The organism is Caballeronia eucalypticola (assembly GCF_047608185.1).
Taxonomy (GTDB): domain Bacteria; phylum Pseudomonadota; class Gammaproteobacteria; order Burkholderiales; family Burkholderiaceae; genus Caballeronia.
In genome coordinates, this window is sequence record NZ_JBLKRU010000004.1 from 130,436 (window position 1) to 145,071 (window position 14,636).

At 63.9% G+C, this 14,636-nt stretch carries 15 protein-coding genes; all 15 read left to right on the forward strand.

Annotated elements, in window-relative coordinates; genetic code table 11:
- The first annotated feature begins 23 nt into the window (after positions 1–23).
- The 15 genes from ACMX25_RS06995 to ACMX25_RS07065 all read left to right on the forward strand — a co-directional run bounded on the left by ACMX25_RS06995 (position 24) and on the right by ACMX25_RS07065 (position 14,635).
- Positions 24–365: a TrbC/VirB2 family protein gene (locus tag ACMX25_RS06995; protein ID WP_414948838.1), complete on the forward strand. Its 342-nt coding sequence runs from the start codon at positions 24–26 to the stop codon at positions 363–365.
- A 23-nt stretch (positions 366–388) separates the two neighbouring features.
- On the forward strand, positions 389–709 hold the full coding sequence (locus tag ACMX25_RS07000; RefSeq protein WP_414948840.1) for a VirB3 family type IV secretion system protein: 321 nt from the start codon (positions 389–391) through the stop codon (positions 707–709).
- 1 nt (position 710) lies between these two features.
- A complete protein-coding gene (locus ACMX25_RS07005) occupies positions 711–3,179 on the forward strand; it encodes a VirB4 family type IV secretion/conjugal transfer ATPase (protein ID WP_414948841.1) in 2,469 nt (822 codons plus the stop codon).
- A complete protein-coding gene (locus tag ACMX25_RS07010; protein ID WP_414948843.1) occupies positions 3,176–4,369 on the forward strand; it encodes a TrbL/VirB6 family protein in 1,194 nt (397 codons plus the stop codon). Before ACMX25_RS07005 ends, ACMX25_RS07010 begins: the two co-directional genes overlap by 4 nt.
- 16 nt (positions 4,370–4,385) lie before the next feature.
- On the forward strand, positions 4,386–5,090 hold the full coding sequence (gene virB5, locus ACMX25_RS07015) for a P-type DNA transfer protein VirB5 (protein WP_414948844.1): 705 nt from the start codon (positions 4,386–4,388) through the stop codon (positions 5,088–5,090).
- 11 nt (positions 5,091–5,101) lie between these two features.
- On the forward strand, positions 5,102–5,287 hold the full coding sequence (locus ACMX25_RS07020) for a hypothetical protein (RefSeq protein WP_414948845.1): 186 nt from the start codon (positions 5,102–5,104) through the stop codon (positions 5,285–5,287).
- On the forward strand, positions 5,284–5,997 hold the full coding sequence (locus tag ACMX25_RS07025) for a VirB8 family type IV secretion system protein (protein WP_414948846.1): 714 nt from the start codon (positions 5,284–5,286) through the stop codon (positions 5,995–5,997). The genes ACMX25_RS07020 and ACMX25_RS07025 overlap by 4 nt, the downstream gene beginning before the upstream one ends.
- A gap of 17 nt (positions 5,998–6,014) precedes the next feature.
- Positions 6,015–6,818 carry a TrbG/VirB9 family P-type conjugative transfer protein gene (locus tag ACMX25_RS07030; protein ID WP_414949060.1) on the forward strand — a complete coding sequence of 268 codons (804 nt, stop codon included), beginning with the start codon at positions 6,015–6,017 and terminating at the stop codon, positions 6,816–6,818.
- Positions 6,811–8,076 (forward strand): type IV secretion system protein VirB10, encoded by a 1,266-nt coding sequence (gene virB10 / locus ACMX25_RS07035; RefSeq protein ID WP_414948847.1) that lies wholly within the window; start codon positions 6,811–6,813, stop codon positions 8,074–8,076. The genes ACMX25_RS07030 and virB10 overlap by 8 nt, the downstream gene beginning before the upstream one ends.
- Complete coding sequence (gene virB11, locus ACMX25_RS07040) at positions 8,073–9,194, forward strand: P-type DNA transfer ATPase VirB11 (protein WP_414948849.1); 1,122 nt, start codon at positions 8,073–8,075, stop codon at positions 9,192–9,194. The genes virB10 and virB11 overlap by 4 nt, the downstream gene beginning before the upstream one ends.
- Positions 9,195–9,219: 25 nt before the next feature.
- A complete protein-coding gene (locus tag ACMX25_RS07045; protein ID WP_414948850.1) occupies positions 9,220–9,711 on the forward strand; it encodes a hypothetical protein in 492 nt (163 codons plus the stop codon).
- Positions 9,708–11,513 carry a type IV secretory system conjugative DNA transfer family protein gene (locus tag ACMX25_RS07050; RefSeq protein ID WP_414948851.1) on the forward strand — a complete coding sequence of 602 codons (1,806 nt, stop codon included), beginning with the start codon at positions 9,708–9,710 and terminating at the stop codon, positions 11,511–11,513. The genes ACMX25_RS07045 and ACMX25_RS07050 overlap by 4 nt, the downstream gene beginning before the upstream one ends.
- Positions 11,513–13,456 carry a PriCT-2 domain-containing protein gene (locus ACMX25_RS07055; protein WP_414948852.1) on the forward strand — a complete coding sequence of 648 codons (1,944 nt, stop codon included), beginning with the start codon at positions 11,513–11,515 and terminating at the stop codon, positions 13,454–13,456. Before ACMX25_RS07050 ends, ACMX25_RS07055 begins: the two co-directional genes overlap by 1 nt.
- A 61-nt stretch (positions 13,457–13,517) precedes the next feature.
- Positions 13,518–14,084 carry a hypothetical protein gene (locus tag ACMX25_RS07060; RefSeq protein ID WP_414948853.1) on the forward strand — a complete coding sequence of 189 codons (567 nt, stop codon included), beginning with the start codon at positions 13,518–13,520 and terminating at the stop codon, positions 14,082–14,084.
- Between the two features lie 8 nt (positions 14,085–14,092).
- Positions 14,093–14,635: a plasmid stabilization protein gene (locus ACMX25_RS07065; protein WP_414948854.1), complete on the forward strand. Its 543-nt coding sequence runs from the start codon at positions 14,093–14,095 to the stop codon at positions 14,633–14,635.
- The last annotated feature ends 1 nt before the right edge of the window (position 14,636 follow it).

The window sequence follows — 14,636 nt, forward strand, 5'->3', positions numbered from 1 at the left end:
TATCGGCGTACAAGGAGATTGTCATGAATGTAGTTATCCTAATTTATAACAAGTCCAGCAAACGGATCTGCAGGATCCGGGATTTCGCCCGCTGGTTGGGAAAGCTTCTCGCCAGCGCCGTCCTGGCAGCGGCGCTGGCCTCACCGGCCTACGCACAGCTCTCCCAGGTCAACACGCTGTTGACGACGATCCAGACGACGCTGCTCGGGGTAGGTGGCGTGGTGTGCTCGATATCGATCATCTGGGCCGGTTTCAAGATGATGTTCCAGCACGCCCGGTTCGGTGACATCGCGAATGTCTTCATCGGGGGTCTCTTCGTCGGCTGTGCAACGGTGATCGCCGCGATGCTGATCCCGGCTTCTTGATCCCCGAGAAACGGAGCAGAACCATGAATGCGCTCAAGGATCCCTTATTCAAGGGCTGCACACGCCCCGCGATGCTCTGGGGCGTGCCGCTCGTGTGCGCGCTGATGGTCGGAGGCGGCATATTGATCCCGGCCATCTGGGCGCTCTTGGCAAGTCCCCCGGTCGGCGTGGGCATTCTCCAGCTGATGATCCCGATATTCGTCGCGATGCGCGTGATCACACGCAACGACGACCAGCGGCTCGCGCAACTGGCCTTGCGTCTGCGCATCGGCCTGCGGCAGCGCAACCGTCGGTTCTGGGGTGCGCATGCCTATATGCCGGTGCGCCTGAAGAGGAGGGCATGAGATGAATGCCGATCCGAAGCTCTCGGCCGTGGCGAACCGGGAAGTGGTGCTCGCTAACTTCATTCCGTATTCGACGCATGTGACCGATCAGGTCATCCGCACTCGTGAGGGCGACTACCTGCGTGTCTGGAAGATCGCTGGCATCGCGTTCGAGGCGGCTGATCCGGCCGACATCCTCGCGCGCCATGAGGGATTCAACCAGTTGGTGCGGGGGCTGGCGGGCGGCCACGTCGGCCTTTGGGCGCACCGACTGCGCCGGCGCGTCACGGATCGCTTCGCCACACCGTATGCCAACCGGTTCTGCCAGGAACTGGCAACGCGTTATTACGAGAGCTTTAGCGGGTACCGGATGATGGCCAACGAGCTTTACCTGAGCGTTGTCTACCGGCCGAAGCGGACACGAATCGGGCGGCTGTTCAGTCAAGCCGACCGGCGCACGCTGGACGACATCCGGCGTGACCAGCACGAGGCACTCAAGGTGATGGCGGACATCGCCGCACAGGTTGAATCGGGCCTCAAACCGTACGGCCCAGTGGCGCTCGGGGTCAATACGAAGCAGATGCAGTACACCGGGCGAGGCCGCCGTTTTTCCGCGGCGCTGGAATTTCTCGGCTATCTGGTCAATGCCGTGTGGGAGCCCGTGCCGGTGCCATCCGGCATGATCCGCGAGGCGTTGCCAACCTCGAGGCTATTCTTCCGTACCGAGAAAGTCGAAATTCGCATGCCATCGGCGACCCGTTACGCCGCGTTGCTAGACCTGAAGGATTATCCACAGCAAACCGAGCCTGGCATGCTCAACGGGATGCTGTATGGAGATTTCGAGTACATCGAGACGCAGAGTTTCACCATCCTCGAGCGGCCCGCCGCAAAGGAGGCGCTGCAGCGCCAGCGCAATCAGCTCATGGCGGCCGAGGATGTGGCGGTGTCGCAGGTTGTTGCGATGGACCGAGCGCTCGACGAGCTGATCAATGGCGAGTTCGTGCTGGGCGAATATCACTATTCGCTCGCGGTGCTGGGCGAGACGCCGCATGACGTTGCAAAGCACGTGGCGAAGGCACGCACGCAGCTGGCCGACGCGGGCTTTCAGGCTGCGCTGGTCGACCTGGTGGCGGACGCCGCGTGGTTCGCGCAACTGCCGGGTAACTGGCGCTACCGCCCACGTGAGGCGAAGCTGACCTCGCGCAACTTCTGCGGGCTGGCGAGCCTGCACAACTTCGCAACGGGCAAGCGCGACGGCAATCCGTGGGGCGAGGCGATCACGATCGTCAAGACGCCAAGCGGCCAGCCGCTCTATCTCAATTTTCATGCGACACCCGAGAAGAAGGACTCGACCGACGAGAAGGCACTCGCCAATGTCCAGATCATCGGGCAGGCGGGCTCAGGCAAGACGGTGCTGGAACTGATGCTGCTCGCGATGGCGATGAAGTTCGGCATTACCGCGGTGCTCTACGACAAGGACCGGGGTACCGAGATCGCGATCCGCGCGATGGGTGGCATCTATACCGTGTTCCGTCGGGGGGAGCCAACAGGGCTCAATCCCTTCCAGCTTGAGCCGGACGAATTCGTGATCGACTTCTGGGAGAGGCTTGTTCGCAAGCTGGTGGATCACGGGGTGCTGCCGCTGGCGAAAGACGAGATGGATATTTCGCGGGCCGTGCGTGAGGTGGCCCGCATGGAGAAGCGGCTGCGACGCCTGTCGGTGGTGCGCCAGCTGCTGCCCAACGTCGGGGAGAACAGCCTGCATGCGCGGCTCGCGAAATGGTGCGCGGGGGGGCGGCTGGGGTGGCTGCTCGATAACCCTTTGGACCGACTCGATTTTACCCGTGCGCGTCTTTTCGGCTTTGACGACACTGAGCTGCTCGACGATCCCGAAGTATCAACGCCCCTCACGATGTATCTGCTGCATCTAACGCAAAGCCTCATCGACGGCCGGCGCTTCGTCTATGTAATGACGGAATTCTGGAAGCGGCTCGGCGATCCGGTTTTCACGGACTTCGCGAACAACAAACAGAAGACGATCCGCAAGCAAAACGGACTCGGTATTTTTGATACGCAGTCACCTGCAGATGTGCTGCGCAGCGACATTGCGCGCGCGCTCATCGAGCAGACCGCGACGTTTTTCTTCCTGCCGAACCCGCGCGCCGATTATGACGATTATGTGCGCGGCTTCAAGCTGACCGAGGCCGAGTTCAACATCGTACGCACCCTTGGCGAAAACAGCCGGCTCTTTCTTTTCAAGCAGGCTCACCGCTCGGCGATCGGCCGCTTAGATCTTGCTGGTCTTGGAGACGTGCTCGATGTGCTGTCGGGCACGACCGATAACGTCGCGCTGCTCGACACCATCCGCGCCGGGGTGGGTGACGACCCGGATGACTGGTTGCCGATCTTTCACGAGCAGCTTGCGAAGCGTCGGGCCGCAGACGCGCAGATGTCCCACGCGCTGTCTTTGCGCACAGGGGACTTGAAATGAGCGGGCTCTTTAGCGCAGTCGGCGGCACGCTGGAGAACGGCATGGGCACGTATGTGACCAATGTTTCGTCGGCGCTCTCCAGTGCGCTCGTGCCGGCGGTCACCACGGCAGTCACGATCTGGGTTCTCGCATATGGTCTTGCGGTGGTGCGGGGTGAAGCGCACGAGTCGGTGCCTGCGTTTGCGTGGCGTGGCCTGAAACTCGCAACCATCCTCGCCTTCGCGCTCGGCTCGGGCATCTACCAGGCGCAGGTGGTCACCACCGTCAATGATGTCACCGCGGGGCTCGCACAGACGATCCAGAGCGCGGCCGCGAACACCGCAGCGGGCAACCCCGGATGCGGCTCGGTCAGCGGCAGCAGCGTGACGGGCTCGAGTGCGGCGGCCATCTATCAGACGCTCGACTGCTACGACCAGCAGATCGACCTTGTGATGGACGCCTACTTCGACCAGGCGATGCACGAAGGCTTCAGTGCAAGTGGCATCGTCGCGGGCGTTGGTGACTTCCTGTGTGGGCTTGTCGCGGCCCTCGGCGGTTCCATCTTCCTGATGGTGCTCGCATTCGAAGTCGTCATGGCGAGGATGCTGCTCGCTCTCGTGCTGGGGCTCGGGCCGGCGTTCATCGCCTGCGGCGCGTTCGGTCCGACTGCACGCTTTTTCGAGGCATGGACGGCGAAAGTCGCCAACTATGCCTTGCTGCAGGTACTGATCGCCGCCTTTCTGGGCATGGCACTGACCGCCTTCTCGAGCGATCTCGCCACATTTCACGTGACCACATCGGCACCTGACGCAAACGCGGCCAGCCTGGTTGCGAACGCACAGCAGCGCCTGACCGGTGTGGCCACGCTTGCCTCGGCACTGGGACTTTTCGTGACCGGCGCGTTCCTCGCCATGGTGGGCTGGCAACTGCCTGCGGTCGCCTCGGGCCTCGCTGGCGGCGCAACGCTGTCGGGTTTCGGGGCATTCGTCGCCGGTCTTGCCTCGCGCCAGGTGGTCGGTGGCTTCATGTCTGCGCTGCGCTGGGGACATGTCGAGCGGCGCCCGGGCGGTGCGATCGACAACCGTGGCCGCTCCGATGTTGGTTCCGGTGGTGGTCCCGGGGAAAGTACAGATGGTGCCCCGGGCGGCGGCGGTGAAGTGCCGGCGTATCAACGTGTGGCCCGTGAACATCTGGGTGGCGAGGGTGACTGAAGCGAGGGCAAACATCATGAGCAAACCATACGCACTGGTGCGCGTTGCCGCAGCGGCGGTCTTGGCTGCTGACTTCGCGGGGCCGGTTCATGCGCAGGGGATTCCGGTTTTCGATGCGCAGAACGTCGCGCAGGCCATCTCAACGGTCGCGCAACTCGAACAGCAAGTCCAGCAGGAGATCCAGCTCTACCAGTCGATGAACGGGTCCCGCGGATTCGGCGCATTGCTCAGCAATCCGGTGCTGGCGAATTCCCTGCCGTCGAACTGGACGGGCGTCTATACGTCGATCCAGAAGGGCGGCTACGCGGGCCTCACGGGCAGCGCGCAGGCGCTGCGCTCGGCAGGCGAGATCTACAACTGCGAGGACCAGAGCGGGATTGACCAGCAGGTCTGTCAGCGGGCACTAAACAAGCCCTTCCAGGACAAGGCGTTCGGCATGCAGGCGTATCAGACCGAGCTTCAGGAGTTGAGTCAGATCCAGAGTCTGATGCAGCAGATTGATGTCACGCAGGACCCGAAAGGCGTCGCCGAGCTGCAAGCCCGCATCCAGTCAGAGAGTACCGCGGTGGGTAACGAGATGACGAAGCTGCAGCTGTTCAGGATGCTCTCGGATACAGAGGATCGGCTGATCGCCGAGCAGCAGGGTGAGCTTGTGATGAGCCGGGCTGGCAACACGGCACGGTTGCAGGACCAGATGGTACCGGCCACGTTCGGCAACTGAAGGAGCGCAGCATGAAGAATCTGATGATGACCGTATTGGTTTCCTGTTTAGTCATACTTATCGAATCGTGCAGCGCAAATCCACCGAAACCGGTGTTGCCCGATGGCTCGCATCGCGTGCCGGTGAATCGTGTACCACCGGTGCCGCCCGCGCCACCCGCGCCACCCGTGACATCGACGGACGGGGTCAGCTCATGAAAGCCAGCCATGACTACCGGCGCGTGCTGGACATCGAGGCTTCGCTCACGGATATGCAGGTACGCTCCGAGCGGCGGGCATGGCACGTGGCCTACGCGGCAGCGGGCGTGGCTGCACTCAGCGCAGCGGCACTCGCGGTGATGGTCCCGTTCTACCGGGTGGTGCCGCTACCCATCGAGGTTGATCGTCTGACAGGCGAGTCACAGGTGATCGATGTGCTCGATGCGAAGCACGTGCATACAAGCGAGATCCAGGACAAGCACTGGGTTGACGTCTATGTGCGCTCGCGCGAGCGCTATGACTGGGGCCTGCTGCAGATGGACTACGACCGGGTGCTCGACATGAGCGCGGATACGATCGCACGGGATTACCGCCAGTTCTACAGCGGTCCGGATGCACTTGACCGGCAACTTGGCGCCGGCACCGAGCGCCGCGTCCGGATCCTGTCGACCACACTGCCACCCGATGAGCCGGGTCGGGCGGTGGTACATATCGAGCGCACCACTCGCAAACATGGCGAGGACAACGCCGAACCGCCCCAGCGGTTCGTGGTGACGCTCGCCTACACGTACCGGCCGCCGGTGTTCAAGCGGGAGAGCACGGCGCTCGAAAACCCGTTTGGCTTCACGGTGACGGCCTACAGCCGCGATCCCGAATACACACCACCCACACCACCGGCCTCGTTATCTGCAGCGGGAGGTGCCCGATGAATCCGCGCTTTCTGATTATGGCGCTGTTCGCCTCGCTGGCGACCCAGGTCGCACACGCCTACGACGTGCCCGGCTGGTCACGCGATTCGCGTGTGCGCCAGGTGCTGTACCGCGCGGATGAGGTGGTGCGCATCGACGCACAGCGCGGCTTTGCCACCCATATTGCGCTCGATGCGCATGAACGTCTTCTGGTTGTCGCCCCAGGAGACCGCGACGGCTGGCAGGTCGTGGCAAACCGGGGCGAGCACGACGTGTGGCTCAAGCCCCAGCTTGCCGCGCACGACACGAACCTGGAAATCCGTACCGACCTGCGCAGCTACAGCTTCGATCTCGTGGTGCTGCCCCTGAAGGCGAAGTTCGCTAATCACGAGGAGGTGTATCGCGTCACGTTCAGCTATCCGGATGAGGGACAGGAAAAAGCTCGCGCCGATACGGATCGGGCACTTGTACAGCAGCGCCTTGCACAGCCGCCGATTGTGCGCAATGCCCGCTACTCGATGCAGGTTATGCCGCATTCGGACGACATTGCGCCGGTTGCCGCATGGGACGACGGTCGATTCACGTATCTGCGCATCCCCAACAACCGCCGCGTTCCTGCGATCTTCCGGATCGCGCAGGACGGTAGCGAGAGCGTGGTGGATCGGCACATGGAGAGTGACGTTGTCGTCATCCATGAGGTTGCACGGCGCTTCGTGCTGCGGCTCGCCGATGAAGCGGTGGGTATCTGGAACGACGCGTACGACATGGACGGTGTGCCACCGAAAGATGGCACGACGGTGACTGGCGTGAAGCGTGTTCTGCGAAGTGACGGCCATGAGTGACAATACCCCGCACAATCCGATGGAGCCGGACGGTCCCGCTGAGCGCAGCCGCAGTCCCGATAACGCGGGCAACCTGCAGAATTTGGCCATTGCCGAAGGTCCAGACGGGGCATCGCCCGAGCGCGACATGCCGGAGCTGGGGCAACACGGTAGCGGTCGTCCACGCGCGTGGTGGCTGACGCCACTCGCTATCGTAGCGGTCGTGCTCGCCGGTGCGGTCTGGACTGTGCACGGCTTTCTGGCACGGCACGACGCGGCGGCCCAAGCCCGACGCGATGCCGCGCTTAACCAGCCGGTGCAGGGGAGGATCTTCGACGACCCGCAGGCATCGGCCGCTGGCAGGCCGGCATCGGCTGCGCACCCTGCAAGCGCGCCTGAGGCCAAGGGCGTGCCCGCGTCCGCGGCGCTCACGCGTTCTCCGGCGAATTCAGCGCGCGTGCCGACTGTGCGCAGCTACTACGACGCGCCGTTAATGACGACCGGTGGCTCCAGCAGTGCGGGGACACTGGAGAGCGCACCGACCGCCGCACCGCAGAGCGGTGCCGGTACGCCTGCGCCCGCGTCCTTGTCGGGCATGGTGAGTACACCCACTGCTGAGCGTGGGCAGGCCGGCAGTCCGCTTGGCCAGGCGCTGACGCCCACTTTGACACCCCGGGTCACAGCGGGACTTCTCGGCGATCGCAGCCTAATTCTGGCCCAGGGCGCGAAGATCGACTGTGTGGGGGACACCGCCTTCGATTCGACGCAAGCCGGCATCTCCACTTGCACGGTCACCCGCAACGTGTATTCGGATAACGGGCGCGTGGTGCTCGTCGAGCGTGGCTCGCAGATCAACAGCGAATACCGCTCCAATTTGGCACCGGGGCAGACACGCGTATTCGTGCTCTCAGCCAGAATCAGGACGCCCCATGGCGTGACGATCGAGATTGACTCACCAGCTGCTGACGCGCTGGGGCGCATGGGTGTTGGTGGTTACGTGAACAACCATTGGGGCGAGCGCATTGGCGCGGCGATGCTGCTCGGCATGACCCAGGATGCAATCGGTTACCTCGCGACGCGTGGCGGGAACGGCAATGGATCCGTCGTCTTCGAGAACACGCAGCAGCAGGGCAACGACATGGCCACACGCGTACTCGACAGCACGATCAACATTCCGCCGACACTCACGCAGGACCAGGGCGCGGAATTCACGATCATCGTCGCACGGGATCTGGATTTCAGCACGGTCTATGCATTGCAGCCGGAGGCGCTTCGATGAACACAGGCGCATCCACACCAGAGCGGCTTGACGAAGGGCTTCTCGCGCGCCTGCCGGACGATGCGTCGGTGCGTGAGCTGATGCGCCCGTTTGCGCCGCTGCTCGATGACACGGATGTGACCGAGCTGGTGGTCAACCGGCCTGAGCGCGTGTTGACCGAAACACACCTCGGTTGGCGGGCGCACGACTGCCCCGATCTCGACTTCGAACGGCTGATGTCGTTTGCGGTGGCCATTGCGACGCTGACCAGCCAGGCAGTGTCGGCCGAGCACCCGGTGCTTTCAGCGCTCCTGCCGGGCGGTGCGCGCATCCAGGTCGTGGTGCCCCCAGTGGTGCCGTCGCGCACGGTGTCACTCACGATCCGCCGGCCCTCGTCCAAAGAGAAGACGCTCGGCCGCTATCGAGCAGAGGGCCTGTTTGACGACACGTCGTGGCTTCGTCCGGTAGGGCTCGATGACGACGCGCTCGGATTGCTGTGCCTAGCGGACCGGCAACTCGTAAGCCGCCTCGACGAGCGTGACTTTGCGGCCTTCTTCGCACGGGCGGTCACAGAACGTCTGAACATCGTGATCGTCGGCAGTACCGGATCGGGCAAGACCAGCTTCATGAAGACACTGTGCCAGCACATCCCCGTGGGCGAACGCATCGTGACCATCGAGGATGTCCGGGAGCTGTTCCTCCGACATATCGAGAACTGCGTGCATCTTGTCTACAGCAAGGGTGGCCACGGCCAGGCCCAGGTGACGCCCGCGGACCTGATCGCCAGCGCGATGCGCATGCGCCCTGACCGCGTGCTGCTGGCCGAATTGCGCGGGGCTGAAGCGTACGACTTCCTCAAGCTGCTGACGACCGGGCATTCCGGCTCGATTACGAGCTACCACGCCTCCAGCGCAGCGGTTGCCATCGAGCGGTTTGCGCTGATGGCGAAGGAACATCCCGAAGCGCGCGCCTATGACGATGCTGCGCTCAAGCGTCTGCTGTTTCTCACGATCGATGTGGTGGCGCACATGCAGGCGCAACCAGTGTTCGACGATACCGGCACGCAGGCCGCCAAACGCTGGGAGATGACCGAAATCTGGTTTGATCCGCTGCGCCGATACCGGGCCGCGCTCGGGTAACTGGAAATTGGAAGGAGAAATTCCGATGAAAGCATCAATTCCGAATCCCGCAGGACAGTGCGTCGTGCAGCCTAGCGCACAGGGCCGGACCACGTCTGCTACTACAGCGATGATGATGCCGGCCGATCAGTCTGACAGTCAGTCACCAGATCGGCATGAACTCTGGCATCACGTCCGAGGCGGCGCGATCACGCTGATGGTCGTGGCCGCTTTCGTCGCCGGTCTCGTGGCGGCCATGTGGTTTGCCTCGTTTTTCCTGTACGCGAGCCTGCGAATCAATCCGTTCCATGCGGGGACGTGGGGTTGGTTCGACGCAGCGCGGGCTTGGTACGCGGGTGGCCTGCCGAAGGAAGGCCGCCGTATCGCCGGTTCGGCCCTGTTCGGGCTGCTGCTCGCCTATGGTGCGCCGGGTGCCGCTGCGTATGCCCTGTTGTGGGGTGCCTCCGGCCGACGGCAACTGTATGGCAGTGCGCGCTTTGCGAGCGAAGCGGAAATCCGCGCGGCGGGGCTGCTGTGAACACGCCCACGATTCGCAACGCCGGTCCCGCGCTCGTTGTCGGCGTGTGGCGAGGACGTTATCTGCGCTTTGCCGGACAGCAGTTCGTGCTGCTTGCGGCACCAGCGCGCTCGGGCAAGGGCGTGGGCATCGTGATCCCGAACCTGCTCAGCTACCCTGACTCGGTAGTCGTGCTCGATATCAAGCAGGAGAACTATAACGTCACCGCCGGGTTCAGGCGTGCACACGGTCAGGCGGTCTATCTGTTCAATCCGTTCGCCGAGGATGGCCGCACGCACCGGTACAACCCGCTGTCAGCGATCTCGGGCGGTGTATTTCGCGTGGGAGACATCCTCGCGATCGGCTACGCACTGTATCCAGTGGGCGGTCACGACGACTTTTGGAAGGACCAGGCGCGCAATCTCTTTCTCGGTATTGTGCTGCTCCTGTGCGAGTGGCGAGACGCGCGCCGCGCAGGCAACATGGCTGTGCCGGTCCATCCGGTCACGATGGGTGAGGTTCTGCGGCAGTCCTCGGGCAACGGCATGCCGGTGAAGGCGTACTTGCAGGGGGCGCTGCTGCAGCACCGCAGCCTCCTGAGCGGCCCCTGTGTTGACGCGCTGAACCGCTTCCTTGCGAACGACGACAAGGTGCTCGCGAGCGTCCTCGCAACCTTCAACGCGCCGCTCACGATCTGGGCCAACCCCATTGTCGATGCGGCGACGAGTGGTAACGACTTCGATCTGCGCGACGTGAGAAAGCGCCGCATGACTATCTATATCGGCATCACGCCGGATCACCTGGCCGAGGCGGCGCTGCTGGTCAACCTCGTGTTCTCGCAGCTGGTCAACCTTAATACGAAGGAGTTGCCCGAAGGAAATCCCGCGCTGAAATTCCAGTGCCTGCTGCTGATGGACGAATTCACTTCAATCGGGAAGATCCAGATCATCGCGCGGGCCGTCCCTTACATGGCGGGGTTCAACCTGCGCATGCTGTCGATCGTGCAGTCGGTCTCGCAGCTTGAGTCGGTGTACGGCCGGGCCGATGCGCGCACGTTCGTGACCAACCACGCGATGCAGATCCTCTATGCGCCGCGCGAGCAGAAGGATGCAAACGAATATTCGGAAATGCTCGGCACCTTCACCGAACAGTCGCGCAGCGTGAGCCGCTCGAATGCGATCTTCGGTGCCCGGGGCGGCTCGAGCGAGAGCATCTCTTTGCAACGCCGGCCGCTGCTTCTGCCGCAGGAGCTGAAGGAACTCGGGCGCGGCAAGCAAATCATCCTGCTCGAGAACACCAAGCCCGTCCTCGCCGACAAGATCTGCTACTGGCGTGATCCTGCCTTTACCGCACGCCTGGCGGCGCCACCGATAGTCGCGGCGATGGATTTCGCGTGCTTTGCCGCGCAGACCGAACGGCGCCTGCGCGATCTCGATCCGTCAGAGGTCGATGCTGCCGGAATCGGGCTCATCGATGTGCCCGTCGAACAGCTGGAGGTGTGGCAGGCCTGGGATCCACGCGAGCTGCCAGCGAAACTGGCCGAGCTCAGCGAGGACGACGTGAGTGCCTATGTCGAGCGGCATTTCATGCTGCTGGGCGTGCCACGCGATCGTATTGTGGCGGCAAGACGCACGCTTTCGCTGTCCGAATTGGACGTGGCGGAATTGCGTGCGGCTGCGGCTACGCGGAAACGGCGCGCGGGCGGCAACGCGAGTGGGGCAAAGGAAGAGGCCGGCCCGGCTTCACGAGCCGATCTCAAAGCGAAGCGCAGGCGTGAGTCACAGTCTGAGTCGAACGTTGGGCCGATCACGGGAGGCCGTTGATGAACGCACCCTATGTCGATGAGCCAAACCGTGTTCGTGCCGCGCTCGCGATGATCCCGGCCGACGACTACGCCACCTGGGTGGACATGGCGTTCGCCGTGAGGCAGGGGTTGGGTGACGCGGGCTTTGAAATCTGGGATGAATGGAGTCGCAGCGCGCAAAACTACAACGAGCGTGCGGCGCGCACGACATGGCGCTCCGCACGCGCGTCGGGTGGCAAGACGTTGGCTTCCCTCTTCTGGCTCGCTCAGCAGCAAGGCTTCGATGTCAAGGCCTCGCGAGTGCCGGTCACTGTCCCCGCGGCTTCACCGGGTCCGGAACGCGAGAGCTTCGCGCGTCGAGCCCGGGAGGCGGCACGGCAGTTGGCACATGAGCAGGCCCGTATACGTGCGCGCCACGCAGCTGTGGCGCACACGAGCGTGTCGATCTGGGAATGGGCGCGGCCTGTTGCGCCCGAGCATCCGTACCTCGTGCGCAAGCAGCTCGAGCCGGTTGCAACGTTGCGCGAACTCGAGGCACTCGAGCTGAAGGCGCTGCTTGGCTACATGCCGCTGAGTGCCGAAGAGCCGCTTGAGGGCCGCGTGCTGATCGTGCCCGCGCGGGTTGACGATGCGATGACGACGCTCGAGTTGATCGATGGTATGGGACGTAAATCGTCGCTGGCCGGTGGTGCAAAAAAGGGCGGTTATTGGGTGAGTGGGGTGAGCGGACCTTTGACGGGGCAGGCGGGCAACACGCCGATCCTGATCGCGGAGGGCATGGCGACGGCGCTGTCAGCACATCGGGCGACCGACTGGGTTGCGGTGGCGGCGCTGTCCGCTGGCAACCTGCCCCGGGTTGCTTCAGGCCTGCGTGAGCGATACCCAAGTGCTCCGCTCATCGTCCTTGGAGAACCTGGCAAGGGCGAGCGCTTTGCGCGCCAAGCCGCGCAGGCAGCACATGCGGCTCTCGCACTACCATCCTTCGCCCCGGATGCCCGCATCCATGGCATGGAGCCGACCGATTTCAACGACATGGCCGTGTTATGCGGTCTGGATGCCGTCGGTGGGCTTTTACGTGATGTCGCAAGCAGGACCACGACGAACCTCCCCGCGTTGACCGGTGCACCACCCGGTGCCGATGCAGGGAGGGCGGCTCGCGCGACAAACTTTGAATGGATGGAGGACGCAGACATGGGACGCGTGAAAGAGGAACTGACTGACGCAACGACGGATGAAGCCGCAGGCGCGAAGCGGCGCAGGACGGGCCGTAGGCGGCAGACACGCGATGTGCCAGTGCAGGACGCGCCGCTGGAAGCGGGATCGTCCGGTACGCCGCAGCCGGATGCCGGTCGCGCAGGCGCGGACACGGACAGCGCGCTTGCGTTCGTACAGGACGCACAGGACGCGGGGTCTCGGGGTCAGGCCCAATCCCGCGCGGCACCGCGCCGCGAGATTGGGCAGGCGTTGTACGGCCTGGAGGATGTGCCTGGCGAAATCCGAGCGCTGGCGCAGCACCGGTTCGGCGCGCAGATCCGGATGGCGACGCCGCGCGAGAACGGTGGCCCCTATCGCGGCGAGGTGTTGAACACCGAACACTACGTGATCCAGGAGGTGGCGTCGCGAAGCGTGGTGTTCCACCGCAAGGATCACATGGAATTCGTCTCGGATCGGCTGAAGTGGATGGACCAGAACCAGCGGATGAATGGCGCCGAGGTGCAGATTGGCTACGACGGTGAGCGGGCGAAGGTCTATCCGTGGGACCGTGCGCGTGACCAGCTTGAACGTGTGGTGGCGTCGCTGAAGAAATCGGCGCGCGAGGCAGGTTTTGGCACGGACCTCGACCCGACGCTCGAGCAGTTGCAGTCGGTGTCGTGGACACGGATTCGTGAGGCGCGTGCCGTAGCGCTCGCGCAAGTCCGTGAACGCGCGGAACGCGAGACTGGTGGAAGTCCTGACCGGTAGGGCGTGTCTTCAATCGGGGAGGGCGCGCGCAAGCGTGAATGGACCATACGAGGGGTAGATCATGAGCAAAACGACTTTGGCTGAGCGCGCCGCAGCGGACCCGATGATCAACATGATCGAGCGGGCACCGTTGCCGAAAGAGGGCGGTGCGGGTGGAGGTGGTGAAAGCTTGGACCGAGCGGTGGCAGAGGCAATCGATGCGCGCCGGCGCCGCGAATTCGATGCGGTGCGGGCGCGTCTAGGTGAGCAGGCGATGCCCAACGATCTTGGGCAGGTGCAATCCGCGGATTCCCGCAACCAAGCCACAGACCGGGCCTCAGCACCGCTTGGAGAGGCACGCTCGGCTGTCGATGGTCAGCGGGCACTGCAGATGGCGGTCATCGTTGCGGTCATGCGTGCACGGGGCTTCAGTGACCGGGCGATTAGGCGGGTGGAACCGCACGCCGGCAAGCTCTACGACACGTTTCGCGCCGAGGGCGTACGTGTACCCACACCGAGGGTGTTTGACCCGAAGGCACCGTCCACGCGCTTGCGCGCACTGCGCCCGGCGCCTGGGCGGTCGGCCGAGCGTGAGGTCGAGCGTGAGGTCGAGCGTACGCTGTCCGGGCCTGAGCAGCCGTCGCTGTAGGAGCATCCGTGAACACCCGTGCACGTCTGTCCATTGACCTCGGCGAGATAAAGCCGCGCTGGGATGACTGGTGCGCCCTGCATGATGTCACACCAACCCAAGGTGTGCGGCAACTGATCCTCGATGCAGTTGCCGCAGATGAGCCGAACTGTCGGGCCGGCTGCGCCGACTTCATGCGCTCGCCCCCCGTTGGCGAGCATCGCGAACGCCTCGAGATCCGCCTGACCCGACCCGAATTGCACGCGGTCGAGCGGCAGGCAACGACATGCGGGTTCACCGCGAATCGCTGGGTCGTTGCGATGATCCGCGCGCAGTTGACGCATGTCCCCCAGTTCGGCGAGCAGGAGATGGTGCTGCTTGCCGCCTCGAACCACGCGCTCGCGAGGATCAGCCGCTCACTGGGACCGGTGATTCGTGAAATCGACCGGGATGGGACGGCTGCCGATGCAGGTAACGCTCGCCTGCTCGTGGAGCTGAAGACGCAGATCGATGCCCATCTGCGCGCGGTGTCGGGTCTGCTTCGCGCGAACATTGATCGCTGGAGTCGCTAGC